Source organism: Sporolactobacillus terrae DSM 11697, assembly GCF_000648615.1.
GTDB lineage: Bacteria > Bacillota > Bacilli > Bacillales > Sporolactobacillaceae > Sporolactobacillus > Sporolactobacillus terrae.
In genome coordinates this window covers 31,561-47,139 of sequence record NZ_JFZC01000099.1, presented here as the reverse complement: position 1 = coordinate 47,139, position 15,579 = coordinate 31,561, and the positions used below count along the sequence as shown (strand labels likewise).

16 protein-coding genes, 1 tRNA gene and 1 riboswitch are annotated in these 15,579 nt (G+C 45.4%); of the genes, 3 read left to right on the top strand and 14 right to left on the bottom strand.

Features of this window, described 5'->3' with window-relative positions; translation table 11 throughout:
- Positions 1-103: 103 nt before the first annotated feature.
- The 6 genes from AA84_RS0115905 to AA84_RS0115880 form a co-directional block, all read right to left on the bottom strand.
- Complete coding sequence (locus tag AA84_RS0115905; protein ID WP_028978034.1) at positions 104-766, bottom strand: methionine ABC transporter permease; 663 nt, start codon at positions 764-766, stop codon at positions 104-106.
- Positions 766-1,779, bottom strand: coding sequence for a methionine ABC transporter ATP-binding protein (locus AA84_RS0115900; protein ID WP_028978033.1), 1,014 nt, complete (start codon positions 1,777-1,779; stop codon positions 766-768). Before AA84_RS0115900 ends, AA84_RS0115905 begins: the two co-directional genes overlap by 1 nt.
- Positions 1,780-1,792: 13 nt before the next feature.
- Complete coding sequence (locus AA84_RS0115895) at positions 1,793-2,611, bottom strand: MetQ/NlpA family ABC transporter substrate-binding protein (RefSeq protein ID WP_028978032.1); 819 nt, start codon at positions 2,609-2,611, stop codon at positions 1,793-1,795.
- A gap of 138 nt (positions 2,612-2,749) precedes the next feature.
- Positions 2,750-2,857, bottom strand: a riboswitch (SAM riboswitch).
- Between the two features lie 89 nt (positions 2,858-2,946).
- Positions 2,947-3,954: a UDP-glucose 4-epimerase GalE gene (gene galE / locus AA84_RS0115890; RefSeq protein ID WP_028978031.1), complete on the bottom strand. Its 1,008-nt coding sequence runs from the start codon at positions 3,952-3,954 to the stop codon at positions 2,947-2,949.
- Positions 3,955-4,026: 72 nt separating this feature from the next.
- Positions 4,027-5,565: a Ppx/GppA family phosphatase gene (locus tag AA84_RS0115885; protein ID WP_028978030.1), complete on the bottom strand. Its 1,539-nt coding sequence runs from the start codon at positions 5,563-5,565 to the stop codon at positions 4,027-4,029.
- 155 nt (positions 5,566-5,720) lie between these two features.
- Positions 5,721-6,485 (bottom strand): polyphosphate kinase 2 family protein, encoded by a 765-nt coding sequence (locus AA84_RS0115880; RefSeq protein ID WP_028978029.1) that lies wholly within the window; start codon positions 6,483-6,485, stop codon positions 5,721-5,723.
- A gap of 188 nt (positions 6,486-6,673) precedes the next feature.
- On the opposite strand from AA84_RS0115880, the gene AA84_RS19135 reads away from it, so the two are divergent.
- Complete coding sequence (locus AA84_RS19135) at positions 6,674-6,838, top strand: hypothetical protein (protein ID WP_160168743.1); 165 nt, start codon at positions 6,674-6,676, stop codon at positions 6,836-6,838.
- A gap of 48 nt (positions 6,839-6,886) precedes the next feature.
- Here AA84_RS19135 and AA84_RS0115870 read toward each other — a convergent pair whose 3' ends face one another.
- On the bottom strand, positions 6,887-8,242 hold the full coding sequence (locus tag AA84_RS0115870) for a PFL family protein (protein ID WP_028978027.1): 1,356 nt from the start codon (positions 8,240-8,242) through the stop codon (positions 6,887-6,889).
- Between the two features lie 21 nt (positions 8,243-8,263).
- Positions 8,264-8,533: an ACT domain-containing protein gene (locus AA84_RS0115865; RefSeq protein ID WP_028978026.1), complete on the bottom strand. Its 270-nt coding sequence runs from the start codon at positions 8,531-8,533 to the stop codon at positions 8,264-8,266.
- A 173-nt stretch (positions 8,534-8,706) separates the two neighbouring features.
- On the opposite strand from AA84_RS0115865, the gene AA84_RS0115860 reads away from it, so the two are divergent.
- Positions 8,707-8,777: transfer RNA gene (locus tag AA84_RS0115860), tRNA-Gly, on the top strand.
- Positions 8,778-8,852: 75 nt separating this feature from the next.
- On the opposite strand, the gene AA84_RS0115855 is transcribed toward AA84_RS0115860, so the two are convergent.
- The 5 genes from AA84_RS0115855 to AA84_RS0115835 form a co-directional block, all read right to left on the bottom strand.
- Positions 8,853-9,449 carry a histidine phosphatase family protein gene (locus AA84_RS0115855; RefSeq protein ID WP_028978025.1) on the bottom strand — a complete coding sequence of 199 codons (597 nt, stop codon included), beginning with the start codon at positions 9,447-9,449 and terminating at the stop codon, positions 8,853-8,855.
- A 169-nt stretch (positions 9,450-9,618) separates the two neighbouring features.
- The gene (locus AA84_RS0115850; RefSeq protein WP_028978024.1) at positions 9,619-10,584 is read right to left on the bottom strand and encodes an ABC transporter permease; all 966 of its coding nucleotides are present in this window, start codon (positions 10,582-10,584) and stop codon (positions 9,619-9,621) included.
- Entirely contained in the window at positions 10,584-11,648 is a 1,065-nt protein-coding gene (locus AA84_RS0115845) for an ABC transporter permease (RefSeq protein ID WP_028978023.1), read from the bottom strand. The genes AA84_RS0115850 and AA84_RS0115845 overlap by 1 nt, the downstream gene beginning before the upstream one ends.
- The gene (locus tag AA84_RS0115840) at positions 11,645-13,168 is read right to left on the bottom strand and encodes an ABC transporter ATP-binding protein (protein ID WP_028978022.1); all 1,524 of its coding nucleotides are present in this window, start codon (positions 13,166-13,168) and stop codon (positions 11,645-11,647) included. Before AA84_RS0115840 ends, AA84_RS0115845 begins: the two co-directional genes overlap by 4 nt.
- A gap of 114 nt (positions 13,169-13,282) precedes the next feature.
- Complete coding sequence (locus AA84_RS0115835) at positions 13,283-14,365, bottom strand: BMP family lipoprotein (RefSeq protein ID WP_028978021.1); 1,083 nt, start codon at positions 14,363-14,365, stop codon at positions 13,283-13,285.
- Between the two features lie 367 nt (positions 14,366-14,732).
- On the opposite strand from AA84_RS0115835, the gene AA84_RS0115830 reads away from it, so the two are divergent.
- Positions 14,733-15,092, top strand: a complete 360-nt coding sequence (locus AA84_RS0115830; RefSeq protein WP_028978020.1) for a Lin0512 family protein — start codon at positions 14,733-14,735, stop codon at positions 15,090-15,092.
- A gap of 96 nt (positions 15,093-15,188) precedes the next feature.
- Here the strand turns inward: AA84_RS0115830 and AA84_RS0115825 are convergent, their stop codons facing one another.
- Complete coding sequence (locus tag AA84_RS0115825) at positions 15,189-15,521, bottom strand: MazG nucleotide pyrophosphohydrolase domain-containing protein (protein WP_028978019.1); 333 nt, start codon at positions 15,519-15,521, stop codon at positions 15,189-15,191.
- Positions 15,522-15,579: the final 58 nt, after the last annotated feature.

Here is a 15,579-nt window from a genome sequence, read left to right as displayed (position 1 = left end):
TGAACCACAATGTTAAATACACTTAACATTTTAAACAAAGAAAAAAGCAGCGTCAAGCCTCGTGTTTTTACGAGAGCCTGCACTGCTTGTCTTTCATTCGTTGTTAATTTTTCTTCAATCGACGGGCAATCAGGTTGCCGATCGATTGAACGATCTGGACAATAATGATCAAAATAATAATGACTGCGTACATAACATCCGGTTGGAACCGCACATAACCAAATTGATAAGCCAAGTCGCCTAGTCCTCCGGCACCGACAAATCCGGCCATAGCGGTTTCACCAATCAAACCAATAATTGCAATCGTCAGGCCGAGAATAATCGACGAACGTGCTTCGCGAATGATGACGTGCCAAATAATTTTCGGTGTTGAAATCCCCATCGATTGATACGCTTCGATGACGCCTTTGCTGACTTCGAGCATTGCCGTTTCCAGCAAACGGGCAATATAAGGTGCACAGGCAACGACCAGTGGAACAATGACCCCTTTCACACCAATCGTTGTTCCGACTACCGACTTTGTGAACGGAAGCAGGAAGAACAGCAAGATAATAAATGGGACCGAACGAATCACGTTGATCAAGGAATTCACAATCGTAAAGGCTATAGGATTGTCCCACTGCCCATTTTTACGTGTTAAGACCAGCAGAACCCCTAACGGAAGACCAATAAGGATGGAAAACGCAAGCGAAATTAAAGTCATTTGCGTTGTCTGAATAAAGGCTTCCCAAATGGAGCCGCCCCATTCATTTAAAAAGTTAGCCATCACTCATTCACCTCTTCCACAAGAACATCCTGTTCATGCAAAAATTTTACGGCAGTCTCAACCTTGCTTTGATCTCCTTTGATATGGACAAGCAGATTACCAACCGATTGATCTTTCAGCTGATCAATCCCTCCGGCAATGATGCTTGGCAGCACGTCAAATTGCTTGGCCAGTGTGGCAAGCACCGGATCCTTGGAGGACTCGCCAAGAAAGGTTAATTTGACTAACTTTCCGGTCTTTAGCAGTTCGCCTTTAAGCTGCACAGGAATCGCAAACTTGGCTTCATTACTGATAAACTGCTTCGTCATTGCCTGCTGCGGGCGTGTGAACACATCAACCACCGAACCTTGTTCAACGACCTTGCCGTTTTCCATGACGGCGACACGGTCACAAATGCGCTGAATAACATTCAATTCATGTGTGATCAAAAAAATTGTTATCCCCAACTCTTTATTGACCCGAAGCAGCAGTTCCAAAATGGCATCCGTTGTGTTCGGATCGAGCGCACTGGTCGCTTCATCACTCAGCAAAATTTCAGGTTCATGAGCGAGCGCCCGTGCGATTGCCACGCGCTGTTTCTGCCCACCGGACAATTGACTTGGAAAGGCATTGCGGCGATCCGTCAACCCGACAATATCCAGGTACTTCTCTGCGCGCTGCTTAATTTCATCTTTTGACACGCCTTCTAGCCGCAACGGTGTCGCGATATTTTCATAAACCGTTGCCGTCTCCAGCAAATTATAGCCTTGAAAAATCATTCCGATTTTCCGTCTCAGCTTCCGCAAGTCTTTTTTATTCAAAGTCAGTACATCACGGTCTTCAACGAACACCTTGCCGTTGGTCGGGCGTTCAAGCAGATTAATGCATCGAATCAGTGTACTTTTTCCTGCACCACTGAAACCAATGACTCCGAAAATTTCACCTTTATTCACCTCAAGGGATACATCCTTCAAGGCTTCTATTTTATTTTTACCGACACGAAAAGTCTTCGAAATATGCTCTAGCCTAATCAAAAATGCTTCCTCCTTACCAAGCAGGAACTACAGAGCCTCCAAATTTCTTCTCAATGAAGTCCTTAACTTCTTTTGATTGGTAATATTTTTTCAGTTGTTTGACAACTTTATCATTCTTATTATCGGTACGAACAACGAAATAGTTAGGGTATGGATTGTTTTTGAGCGGTTCATGGAAAATTGAATCGTTCAGAACGGTTAAACCGGCACCCATGGCAAAGTTTGTATTAATCGCTGATGCAGCGACTTCGTTTAGCTGCGCCGGAAGCTGTGCTGCGTCCATTTCGATGATCTGTAGTTTTTTCGGGTTGCTAATCACATCGCGTTTTGTCGATGTCACATTGGAACCTTTTTTCAGCTTGATCACACCGGCTTTTTCAAACAGCTGCAGTCCGCGCAGTTCATTTGCCGGGTCGTTTGGAACGGCAATCTTGTCGCCTTTTTTCAGTTCATCAAGGTTTTTGATTTTCTTGGAATAGATCCCCATCGGGAAGGCAACCGTTTTGAAAACATCGGTGATTTTGTAGCCTTTATTTTCGATCTGATTCTTCAAGAATGGCATGGTTTGATAGCTGTTTGCATCCAAATTTTTATCATTCAGTGCGATATTAGGTTGGTTGTAGTCATTGAATACTTTTAAATGAATCGTCAATCCGTCTTTCTTAGCAAGTTTAACCACTTGTTCCATCACTTCCTGATGGGGGCCGCCGGTCACACCAACCGTTATTTCCTTTTCACTTAACCCATTTGAGGAGCTGCTGCCGCAAGCGGCGAGTACAAAAATTAAAGAAAGAGCCAATAGTGCTGAAATTGCTGACGTGATTCGTTTCAAGATGTCTTCCTCCCGTTTATATATAAGAATAGTATGAATTCTAACCGCAACATTCCTTCCCAGCTTCCTATTCTATGAGATCTTGGAAAAAATAAAGGCTTCTCCCGATAAGAGAGAAGCCTGTGTCATCCGTATCTTCTCTTATCTCTCAAAATCCACTTGGATTCTGCAGGAATTGGCACTTAAATGTCTCCATTTGGTTGCCGGGTTTCATCGGGCCAGTCCCTCCGCCGCTCTGGATAAGAAGTATTTAATTGGTTAGTGGTTTGATTGTACCGCGAAATGCATTGCCTGTCAAAGTATTCTTGGCCTTTTCGCCACAAATCATGGAACCCTTATTTTTCCAGAGACACGTTGCTTGCATAGCCTTGCGGATGGCTGCTGTGCCAAGCCCATGCATCGGTCAGAATTTCCGGTATATTAGTGTGCTGCGGATCCCAGCCCAGCACGCTTTTTGCCTTTTTCGGTGAAGCAATCAAAGTACTTGGATCACCGGCACGACGCGGTGCCAGTTCAGCCGGAATTGCTTTGCCTGTCACTTTTCGTGCTGCTTCAATAATCTCTTTGACGGAAAATCCTTCGCTGGATCCAAGATTGAATACATCGCTCTGACCGCCGTCAAACAGATAACGCAGTGCAAGACGGTGAGCCGCAATCAAGTCTTCAATATGCACATAATCGCGGACACATGTACCGTCTTTGGTTGCGTAGTCATCACCGAAGATGGCTATATGATCCCGTTCACCGGCTGCAACTTGCAGCACAATTGGAATCAGGTGCGTTTCCGGATGGTGGTCCTCGCCAATTTTGCCCGATTTGCTTGCGCCGGCGACGTTAAAATAACGCAGTGCAACAAAGCGCATGCCATAAGCACGGTCGCACCATTTCATCATTTTTTCCATCGTCAGTTTCGATTCACCGTATGGATTTGTCGGTTTCGTCGGCATTTCTTCTGTGATCGGCACAACTTCCGGTTCTCCGTAAGTAGCGGCGGTCGATGAGAAAACAATATGCTTCACATTGTTTTCGTGCATCGTTTCAAGCAGCACCTGCATTCCGTAGACATTATTGTTGAAGTATTTCAACGGCTTTTCTACGGATTCACCAACAAGTGAATTTGCGGCGAAATGAATGACGCCTTTAATGGTTTCCTTTTTAAAAACAGAATCTAAAAATGCTTTATCGCGAATATCGCCTTGATAAAATTTTGCTTTCGGATGTACGGCTTCTTTGTGACCGGTTTGCAAATTGTCGACAACGACAACCTGTTCACCAGCATCGATCAGTTGATAAACGGCGTGCGAACCGATGTAACCGGCTCCACCTAATACTAAAATAGACATAAGTAACCCCTTTCCGTACTTTTTCATAGCTACCGCTTCTATTTTCTACCTAATCATTACGGTTGACAAGACTTATTCTGCGCCATCCACGAAATTAATCGCAAGCGATGCTTTGAGTGCACGTTCCAAATGCTTTTTGTGCCGCTGAGCCGCTTGCGCTTCAAAATAAGCGTCGCCATGGTAGTAGGCAATAATGCGCAGCTTCTTCTTTGTCATCTTTACCGAAAGCCGATCAACCACATGCAGTTTCGTGCGATCAAAATCGTGGGCCAGACGCAGCACAGCGCCAAGTACTTCATACAGCTTCAGCTCATCTTTTGTGACCAGCTTCTGAAAGGGTTTGGCATAATCGGTGAGGCGGGATCGATTTTTAAATGAGGCGACTAGAGCGACCGCCAAACGGTCGTGATGACTGATCCCGTTAATGTTCATGTTTGTGAGTAAATAAAACGTTTGTGCACTGCTGGATTCATTATTAATAAATTCGCCTAAATAAGCTAAATCCGCGCTATGAGAGAGGACCCAGGCGATGCGTTTCTCTGAAGCCGTTCCCTTCATAAAATCCATGATGCCCATTAAAATCTGGAAGGCTAATTTCTTTACATAGGCCGTATGATCGCTGTCTAAATTAAAGTCGCGCCGAAGCTGTCGCAGGCTTTCGTTGAGGACATACGGAATGCGCGCCTGCCTGCGCTGTTTAAGCACCCATTCGTAAAAAACACCTTCACGCAGTCCCTCACTGCTGAGCATGAATGATTCGCCCTCATTCATTTTCACCAGCGTATTAATAACGGCTGCAGCAGGCAGGATAATATCAGAGCGGTCTTTTGACAGCCCGTCCATCGTTTCTCGCTCTTCAATACTCATCTCCGCCAACAAGTTTGTCAATCGATTAAGCCGTTCTCGAGGCATCGTATACTGATGCAAACCGACCATCGGATAATGCTCTCGAATCTGATCGATACGTGCCAGATTTCTTGCCGTCCCGCCAATACCGATAATCGGAAGTCGGTTGCCGCTCAGCCAGTCCACTTCGGAAAATTTATTTTTGATGTAAGTCTCCAAACGATCACCCGCATCAGCACCTCCGTTTTTATAGAAGCTCTGATACAAGGTTACCGCCCCGAATGCAAACGAATGCGAATGAATCAAATGACGGTTCCGAAACATCGTCACTTCAGTACTTCCTCCACCGATATCAATGGTGATCCCATCCTCAACATACGTTGAGTTAATCACTGCAAGATACCCATAGAACGCTTCCTGCAGACCGGGCAAAAGTCGTATCGAAAGTCCGGTTTCCTCCCGTACTTGTTGAAATACAGTTTCCCGGTTCTTGGCCTTGCGCATCGCTGCTGTAGCAAACGCATCGACAAGCTGCACGTCGCTTTCTCGTTCAATAATAAACTGAAACCGCCTCAGAACGGAAAGAAGGACAGAGATGCCTTGTTCACTTAATCGCTCTTGCTCATCTATGTAGTTGCTCAATCGTGCGACTGCTTTAAAATTCATCATTTCTTTGGAAAAAAAATCCCGATCAATACCGACAATCACAAGCCTTATTGAATTCGATCCAATGTCGATCATTGCATGTTTTTGTGAGATATCCAAGTCATTCCCTCCTGCCCGCTATCCTAGGGAAACGCGCGATTCACCGAAACATCCTTCATGAAAAAATTGCTTTCATGTAAAAGTATAGCGTAAAGAAGATGAACTCGGTATCAAAAGGGCATATTCTCAAAAAAATCGTCATCTAAATCTTTCGCTTACTTTTTTAAAGGAACGGGAATCTCATCTTGGTTCACACCGTTTGCTTTTAAATGCTCCTTAATGGATTTCGTCATCTCTTTCAAGATCGTAATGCGTGCAAACCATTTATTGTTTGCCGGCACAATGGTCCACGGAGCTTCAACCGTATCGGTCTTTGCAAACATTTCTTCTGCCGCAGCAGCATACGCATCCCACTTCGCACGATTCCGCCAGTCTTCATCAGTTATTTTCCATTTTTTCAGCGGATCGGAGGCGCGTTTTTTGAATCGTTTATACTGCTCATCTTTTGTGCAGTGCAGCCAGAATTTATGAATCCTATAGCGATCCGCAGTCAGCATGCGTTCAAATTCATTAATCTCTTCATAGGCACGACTCCATTCGTCCGGTTTCGCCAGTTGTTCCACGCGTTCCACAAGCACGCGCCCGTACCACGAACGATCAAAAATGGCAATTTGTCCATATTGAGGAATCTTGCGCCAAAAGCGCTGCATGTAGTGATAGCGTTTTTCATGTGGAGCCGGAGCGGAAATCGGCCAGACGCGCACGCCCCTCGGATCAAGATTGGCAACTGCCCGCTTAATTGCCCCGCCTTTTCCGCTTGCATCCCATCCTTCAAAGACAAACAGAACACCCAGGTTTCGCTCGAGCAGCAAGTGTTGCATCGACAGCAGCTTCAACTGATACTTTTTTAATTTTTTTTCGTAGTCGTCTTTATCTGTAATGGATTGGCTTAAATCAACTTCAGATAACCGTCCAGGCATCGAGATCCTCCCCTTTGTGCTAACTAGGTCTTTAGGATATGATCTTCGCTTAATGGTTATCCAAATCCTCTTTTTTGCCATGGAACGACCGGAAGCAGCAGGCATATTTTTTTCGAAACTGCTCACACTATTTCTTGGCGGTAACCGGAACACCATCCGTCAAAAAAACAAAGAAAGCTGTGACGATCGTGGTACAGAAAAAAGACGAGAAAAAGAATCAATCTGCATTCGAACAAGAATTTGCTGAACCGCTTGATGAGCATTCGGTAGAAGAACGCGAACGCGCGCAACGCACTGGAGACAGCGAAAAACAAACGAATGGCTTGAACAAACAAGACCATCAAAATCACTAATCCACTAAGAAAAAAGCGGAAACCAACTGTTGGTTTCCGCTTTTTTCGTTAATTTTTAAATGAATGAATCGGTGCAGGAATTCGTCCGCCGCGATTAATAAAATCGGCCGATTTATGGCGATTAACCGCCATCACCGGTGCGTGTCCGAGCAGTCCGCCAAATTCGACCGTCTCACCAACAGCTTTGCCAGGTGCTGGAATCACGCGTACCGCTGTCGTTTTGTTGTTAATGACGCCGATCGCCGCTTCATCGGCAATCATTGCGGCAATCGTCTCTGCCGGCGTATCACCCGGTACTGCAATCATATCCAGACCTACGGAACAAACTGCAGTCATGGCTTCCAGTTTCTCCAGGTTCAACGCTCCGCGATTGACCGCATCAATCATCCCTGCATCTTCAGAAACAGGAATAAATGCACCACTTAACCCGCCGACATGGCTGCATGCCATAACCCCGCCTTTTTTCACAGCATCATTTAATAGGGCAAGTGCTGCGGTTGTTCCGTGGGTCCCCACAGACTCAAGCCCCATTTCTTCAAGAATATGTGCCACAGAATCACCAACTGCAGGTGTTGGTGCCAGCGACAAATCAACAATCCCGAACGGAACGCCGAGTCGCTCTGAGGCTTCACGGCCGACCAGTTGTCCCATTCGCGTAATCTTAAATGCAATTTTTTTAACCGTCTCGGACACCACGTCAAACGGCTGGCCTTTTACTTTCTCCAACGCGCGCTTCACAACGCCCGGACCGCTGACTCCAACGTTCAGAATACAGTCTTCCTCGCCGACACCGTGAAAAGCACCGGCCATGAATGGGTTGTCCTCAACAGCATTAGCAAAAATGACCAGTTTTGCACAACCGAGGCCTTGCTGATCTGCCGTGCGCGCTGCTGTTTCCTTGACGATACCGCCCATTTGCTTAATCGCATCCATATTGATTCCGGAACGCGTCGAGCCCACATTGACAGAGGAACAGACAAATTCAGTCGTTGCTAATGCTTCCGGTATGGATTGGATCAATTTTCGGTCACCCGTGGTGTACCCTTTTTGCACAAGCGCGCTGAACCCACCGACAAAATTCACACCAGTTGACTTCGCAACGTCATCCAAAGTTTGAGCAAAAGCCGTGTAATTCTCATCCTGAGATGCACCGGCAATGAGTGAAATCGGAGTCACGGAAATGCGTTTATGAATAATCGGAATACCGAATTCCTCTTCAATCGCTGCACCGGTTTTAACAAGATTTTCGGCACGGCGTGTCATTTTGTCATAAATCTTGGTTCTCGCTTTCGCTCCGTCACTGTCAATGCAGTCAAGCAGTGAAATTCCCATTGTAATTGTTCGAATATCCAGCTTTTCTTCTTCGATCATTCGAATCGTTTCAAGTATTTGTTTGGTTTCCATGATTTTCCGAATTCCTCCACCTTATAAGCTGTGCATCGATGTGAAAATTTCTTCACGCTGAATCTTGATCTGAACACCTAATACGGTTCCTTTTTCCGATAAAGACGCTTTGATTTCAGCAAAACTAGTCGAAGCTTTTTCGAGATCAAGCACCATCATCATCGTGAAATAGCCATCCATGATCGTTTGCGAAACGTCCAAAATGTTTACATTCAATTCTGCCAGCTTGCTGCTGACACCGGCGATAATGCCGACATTATCCTTACCGATTACGGTTAAAATTGCCTTCATCCTGATTGACACTCCCTGCTCGCCATGAGACTGTTATTTTCTGCGACTTTTTATAATTCTCACTATTAAGCGCTACTGCCATTATCTCAAGAAAAAATTGTGATGCAAGCAAATCCTTAATATTGACAAAAATTGTCCGTTCTTATAAGATTAAAGATGGCTTTTTTAGTTATGCGGGTGTAGTTTAATGGTAAAATTAGAGCTTCCCAAGCTCTCGTCGTGGGTTCGATTCCCATCACCCGCTTTATTCAATAGAGCAACGAAGCGCGGACTTTGATCCGCTTTTTTTATTGTTTTTTTGATGTTCAAAAACCACCATTCAGATACTGGTCACTTTACCGAACCGACTTAAATGATCAATGCAGTTATAATCGATGATTTGCCACGAGTCGTCTTTGGTCGCGATATGGCTAATGCATGTATTAAACAGCTTTGTCTTCCCGGTTCCAATTTTTCCATTGGAAAGAAGTGCGAGAATCACATTGATCAAACCGCCATGTGCAACAAGCAAAACGTTTTGATTAGGGTGGCTCGTTTTCACCTGATCTAATCCGCGGATTACCCGTTCCTTGATGTGATCAAACGGCTCCAGTCCCGGTATATTGCCTTCCGGAAATTTCTGATCTCGCTCCGAAATCGTCAATCCAGATGCTTCGCCGTAAGATTTCTCAATGAAATCACGGTCCACCGCGAGAGGTAGATCGCCAATATAAGCGTTGACGATCTCGGCCGTCTGTTTTGCACGCAGCAGCGGGCTGGTGACGACCGCAGAAAATTGCTCCGACTTCAGATATTCCCCTACCATTGCTGCTTGCTTTCTTCCCCGTTCATTAAGCGGAATGTCTTCGCGCCCCTGCAGTTTTCCCATCGCGTTCCAATCGGTTTCTCCATGCCTAACCAGGCAGATTGTCGTCATTTTTCATCCTCCAAACGTCATCTTCTCCACATCGGTCATGCGACCAAATGGATCTTAATACCCCCTATTATATCGGAAAATTTTTTCTCATGCAGTGGCAACTTTTAGTGGTAGTCAAAACCGCTGCCGGAAATAATCCGGCAGCGGTTGATTCATATCTTCTGAAGCGTTAACGCTGTCCTTTAATATACGGCACACCATCGGCCTTTGGTGCTTCAGCACGGCCAACGAATCCAGTAAGAACAATCAGCGTTAGGACATAAGGCGCAATCAGCATAAATACTGATGGCAGTCGATCCAAGTATGGAATCTGCTGGCTGGTAATACTGAGTGCTTGCGCGAAGCCGAAAAACAGCGACGCCCCCATTGCTCCTATTGGATGCCATTTACCAAAGACAAGTGCGGCTAACGCGAGGAACCCTTGCCCGGCGATCGTCGTAACGTTATAGTTGGACGTTATCGTCACAAGGTAAACCGCACCGCCGATGCCGCCAAGCACGCCGCTCAGCAAAACGCCGATGTAGCGCATCTTAATGACGCTGATCCCAAGCGTATCTGCTGCAGCCGGATGTTCACCAACCGACCGGAGCCGTAAGCCAAACGGTGTCTTGTAAACGATAAACCAGCACAGAATGGCAATGAAAATCGCGATATAAGAGGTATAAGCGACCTGCTGGAAAAAGATCGGCCCGAGAAATGGAAGCTTTGCCAAACCGGGAATATCCACCTTATCAATATTGTGGGTAATATAAGGGGTCTGGCCCTTGCCGTCGAAAATCAATTTCACAAGAAAGATGGTCAGGCCGGCCGCAAGAAAGTTTAACGCCACCCCACTGACGGTTTGATCCGCACGAAATGAAATGGATACAACTGCGTGAATCAACGAGAACAACCCGCCGATCGCTCCGGCAATCAGAATGGCAATCCAAGGAGAGGCATTGCCAAGGCCGGCATGCTCAAGCCCTAAGGTCGAAACAGCTGCAGTGAATGCACCAACCGCCATCAACCCTTCCAAACCAATATTGACAACCCCGGATCGTTCCGAGAACATGCCGCCCAGTGACGTGAAAATCAGCGGAGCAGCAGTCAGTAGCGTTGACGGGATAATGATTGTCAAAATTTCAAAAAAGCTCATTATTTCTGCCCCTTTCTCGAAAAGCGGCTCAGGATCCATTTAATCGCATAGCTCGAGCCGACAAAGAAAATGATCAGAGCAATGATGATGTTGACCAATTCAACCGGAACACCGGCATTGGCCTGCATGGTCAGCCCACCGTTTTGCAAACCGGCAAATAACGCTCCGGCCAACAAGACGCCAATCGGTGTATTAAGGCCGAGCAGTGCAACCGCAATACCATTGAAGCCGATGCCGGTAAAGGCAGAGTTGATCGTCATGTATTGATAGGTGCCTAGTCCTTCCATCGCTCCGGCAAGTCCGGCGAAAATGCCGGAAATGGTCAGCGACAGCATGACATTGCGCGCAACATTCATCCCGGCGTAATTGGATGCATCCGGGCTGAAGCCGACCGAGCGCAATTCATATCCTTTTGTTGTTTTCCATAATAGAAACCACATCGCAAACACAGCAATAATCGCGACAATAATGCCCCAGTGCAAGCGTGATCCTTGTGTGAGATTCGCAAGAAACGGTGAAGCAAGCGATGCCGCGGAAGGAATCGTCGGCGTACGCTCACCTTCCGTATAGAGAAAATTTTTAATGATATAGGCGGTCGTATAAAGCGCAACGTAGTTCATCATAATTGTTGAAATGACTTCATGAACCTTAAACCGCGCCTTCAGAAATCCAGGAACAAATCCCCAAAGTGCACCGGCAGCTCCGCCCGCAATAATGGACAGCGGAAGCAAAATGATTTTCGGGAGATGCCCGAGGCAGATCGCACAGGCCACGGATGCAAGCCAGCCAACCATCAACTGTCCCTCAACACCAATATTAAAAAGGCCTGTCCGAAAAGAGAACGCGACGGCAAGGCCTGCCAAGACGAGCGGAATCATCGCCCGAATCGTCTCGCCGCCATAATAAGGCTGAAGAAAGATCGATTCGACAATCGATTGATAAGCCAATACCGGATTATAACCGATCGCAAGCATGATTACAGCCCCGCATAAAAGACCGAGAATGACGGAAATGACCGGGATGAGCAAGGTCATCCAATTTACCTTTTTCAATAAATTGCTCACGCCTCATTTCCCCCTTTCTTTCTGCCGGCCATAAGCAGGCCGAGTTCATTTTCATTGGTTTCCTTCGGGCTGACAATGTCAATGATATGCCCTTCGTAAATGACCGCGATACGGTCGCTTAAATGCAGAATCTCATCCAATTCAAAAGAAACAAGCAGTACCGCTTTGCCTTTTTTCTTTTCTTCAATCAGCTTTCCATGGATAAATTCAATCGCCCCAACGTCCAGACCGCGTGTCGGTTGCGCTGCGATCAGAAGCTGCGGGCTGCGATCCACTTCACGAGCAACGATCACTTTTTGTTGATTGCCGCCCGAAAGCGCCCGGGCATGCGTCTTTTCACTCGGAGTCCGAACATCGAATTCCTGAATCAGTTTTTTGGCTTTCTTTGCGATCACTTTATTCTGCAAAATCCCCATCTGCGCGTACGGCTTCTGATAATACGTCTGCAACACCATATTTTCAGCAATCGAGAAATCCAAAACAAGTCCATGCTTTTGCCGGTCTTCCGGAATATAACCTAAGCCGGCTTCTATCATTTTGCGTGTCCTTTGATTGGTCACATCTTGATTGTTCAGCTTTATCGTACCGCTTTTCGTCTTGCGCAGTCCGGCAATCGCCTCAATGAGTTCTGTCTGTCCGTTGCCGTCTACACCGGCAATACCGAGGATCTCGCCGCCATGAACAGTTAGATTCAAATCCTTGATGACCTCTACCTTACGCGTGTCGGCAACGTTTAGGTGCTCAATTTCCAGCACTTTTCCTTGAGGATTGTATGGCGCGTCATTAACCTGAACATGTACTTTGCGTCCAACCATCATGCTGGCAAGCTCGGTTGGATTGGTATCGGAAATCTTCACCGTGTCGATATTTTTTCCGCGCCGAATAACCGTAGCACGATCGCAGCATTCAAAGATCTCTTTCAGTTTGTGCGTGATGAGAATAATCGACTTTCCCTCATGGACGAGACGCTTCATAATCTCAATCAATTCTTGAATTTCGATTGGCGTCAGGACCGCAGTCGGTTCATCAAAGATCAGAATATCGGAGCCGCGATAGAGTGTCTTTAAAATTTCCACACGCTGCTGCATGCCAACGGTTATTTCTTCAACTTTTTTCTCCGGATCAACATCCAATCCATATTTTTCGGATAGCTCTCTGACAACTTTCACTGCCTTTTTCATATCGAGAACACCGTTTTTTTTCGGCTCTCTGCCAAGAACGATGTTTTCAGCGACAGTAAATTTATCAATCAGCATAAAGTGTTGATGAACCATGCCTATGCCGAGCCGAGTCGCGTCGTTGGGGTCATGAATAACCGCCTTTTCCCCATGAACATAAATTTCTCCTCTATCGGGCTGATACAGACCGAAAAGAACATTCATCAGCGTCGATTTTCCAGCACCATTTTCACCGAACAGCGCATGAATTTCGCCTTCTTCGACCTGAAGGGTGATGTTGTCATTGGCAACAATACCGGGAAATTCTTTCCTGATCTGTCTCATTTCAATTGCATAGGACATGCCTTCAGTCTCCCATCTCTGACTATGTAGAAAAAAATGATCGAAACACAGCCTAATTATAAGTGAAGGATGAGGCAGAATAAATGCCTCATCCAACATGAATTAAACAATCGATTACTTTAAGGTAGCAGCATATTCTTTGAATTCTTTATCGGTTGTCGGAACCTTAATGGAACCGTCAATGATCTTGCTCTTATATTGATTTACTTCGTCGAGTGCCTTCTTTGATACGTTTTCAGTTGTCGGTGCAATTCCTACACCATTTTCTTTCAGACCGAATGAAAGAACTTGTCCGCCTGGGAAATCACCGGCTTTTGTTTGTTTCGTTACGTCATAAATCGCTTTATCGACCCGTTTAACCATCGACGTCAACGTTACGTTTTCCGGCATACCTTGATCATGCTGATCTTTATCAACACCGATTACCCAAACCTTTTTACCGTTTTTCGCACGGTTTTTCGCTTCGGTGAACACACCATTTCCTGTGTTGCCGGCAGATGCATAGATAATGTCCGCGCCTTTCGTATAAAGCGTTTGAGCAATTGCGCGTCCCTTGTCAGGTGCGTCAAATGCACCGGCATATTGTGCGTACACTTCTGCATCAGGATTTACGGCTTTCACACCGGCTTTAAATCCGTTTTCGAATTTTTTGATCAGTGCTGAGTTAATCCCGCCGATAAAACCGACTTTATTGGTTTTCGTGGTTAACCCTGCAACAACACCAACAAGGAATGAGCCTTGTTCTTCTTTAAACGTGATGCTTGCAACGTTTTTCAACGGTTTATTGTTCTTATCAACAGCGACAGCGTCAATAATACCTAATTGTGCTTTCGGATTTTGTTCCGCAACTTTCTGAATGTCGCTTTGCATCAGAAAACCGATACCGTATACGATATTAAAGTTCTGATGAACCATTGTGTTCAAGTTTGGTGAGTAATCCGATGGTTGGGTTGATTGCAGATACTTAACATCAGTGCCCTTCTTCAGGTCATTGTCTTTAGCGTACGTTGTCAGGCCTTCCCAAGCAGACTGGTTAAAGGATTTGTCATCAACACCGCCAGTGTCCGTAACCATCCCCGCTTTGAATGCACTTTTCTTCGTTGAAGTGCCGCTTGATTTGCTGTTGCCGCAGCCGGCAAGAATGGAACCTAAAACAACAACAAAGGCTACAAGCACCGCTATTCTCTTTTTAAACACGTAAAAACCCCCCGTTAAAACTTTTGAAATTTAAAACTCACAAAATTTACTATAGCTTAAATTCTTTAAAAAGGAAACAGAAAAGCGGGGAAAAAACGAAAATTTTGCAGAACATAATTTTTATTGTTCGGCTTTTGCATCCTTTAGCGCGTTAAAACTCTATAAAACGTCTGCTTCTACAAGTATCCGACATTTTATGCTTCTAATTCTTTTCTAACTTTCCCCATTAATTTTAGTTCTTTCAAGGGAATAATTGGTTGTTTTCGTCAGATTATCTTACATGTCAAAAGATTATTGAGCACAATCTTATCCATTAACCCTCCCATTTGCTATAATCAAATAAACTTCGCATAAAGGAGCCTTTCTCATGGAGCATCTCTTATTTATTGAAACAGGTTTTGGCATTGATGTCCACGGTCAGGATGTCACCTGCGCAGCGGTTCGCGCGGTTCGTGATGCGATTCATCGAAATTCAATGCCGGGCATTACCCGCTTTCTGCCCAATCATGACTTGAACAAGATGAACGTAACGATTCGTCTCGCTGTGCCAAAGGATAAAGAACGTGTTGATATTGAAAAAGTTAAGGCTGAGATTCCCTACGGTACGGTTCACGTGGAGCTAATGGATGGCGGCATGGCAACGCCAAGCGGCATTGTCCTGAAAGATAAGAATGATAAGAATGACTTAATGTACATCGTTAACGCATCCGTTGAAGTAGGGTACTAACGGAATCAGCCATAAGCAAGGCAAAACCTTATACTTTTTTTCCTGTTAAAAATGAGGATCTCCTTCTATGGATGCATAAAAAGGAGACCTCTTTGACTATTCGTACCGTTCGTTTTCCTTATATCTCTTCATTAGCTTTTTTCGATGGGCTTGAACAACGTCTTCCAAAGTCATGCCGTACAAATCGGCAAGAATTGCGACATTTGACAAGACGTCACCCAACTCTTCTGCAAGATTTTCTCTTACTTCTTTCTTTGTCATCTTTTCCTCATCAGGGTGATCACGACCGATTTCAGAAGCGCGCACCGCGCGTGACACTTCACCAATTTCTTCCATTAAAAAGCCAACGCGAATATAAGGAGGAAGGTCTTTCCATCCTCGTTTTTCATAGAATCTTTTTTCCCAATCTTGAACATCCTGTAAATACACGTTCTTCCCTCCGGCAACGCTATTTCTTTATAGTGTAACATGATCCGTTTGATTAACG

What these genes read in the sequence shown, in the direction of transcription:
- AA84_RS0115905 (WP_028978034.1), bottom strand. Translation starts at nt 766, where the DNA reads ATGGCTAACTTTTTAAATGAATGGGGCGGCTCCATTTGGGAAGCCTTT.
- galE (WP_028978031.1), bottom strand. Translation starts at nt 3,954, where the DNA reads ATGTCTATTTTAGTATTAGGTGGAGCCGGTTACATCGGTTCGCACGCC.
- AA84_RS0115880 (WP_028978029.1), bottom strand. Translation starts at nt 6,485, where the DNA reads ATGCCTGGACGGTTATCTGAAGTTGATTTAAGCCAATCCATTACAGAT.
- AA84_RS0115870 (WP_028978027.1), bottom strand. Translation starts at nt 8,242, where the DNA reads ATGGAAACCAAACAAATACTTGAAACGATTCGAATGATCGAAGAAGAA.
- AA84_RS0115865 (WP_028978026.1), bottom strand. Translation starts at nt 8,533, where the DNA reads ATGAAGGCAATTTTAACCGTAATCGGTAAGGATAATGTCGGCATTATC.
- AA84_RS0115855 (WP_028978025.1), bottom strand. Translation starts at nt 9,449, where the DNA reads ATGACGACAATCTGCCTGGTTAGGCATGGAGAAACCGATTGGAACGCG.
- AA84_RS0115850 (WP_028978024.1), bottom strand. Translation starts at nt 10,584, where the DNA reads ATGAGCTTTTTTGAAATTTTGACAATCATTATCCCGTCAACGCTACTG.
- AA84_RS0115840 (WP_028978022.1), bottom strand. Translation starts at nt 13,168, where the DNA reads ATGTCCTATGCAATTGAAATGAGACAGATCAGGAAAGAATTTCCCGGT.
- AA84_RS0115830 (WP_028978020.1), top strand. Translation starts at nt 14,733, where the DNA reads ATGGAGCATCTCTTATTTATTGAAACAGGTTTTGGCATTGATGTCCAC.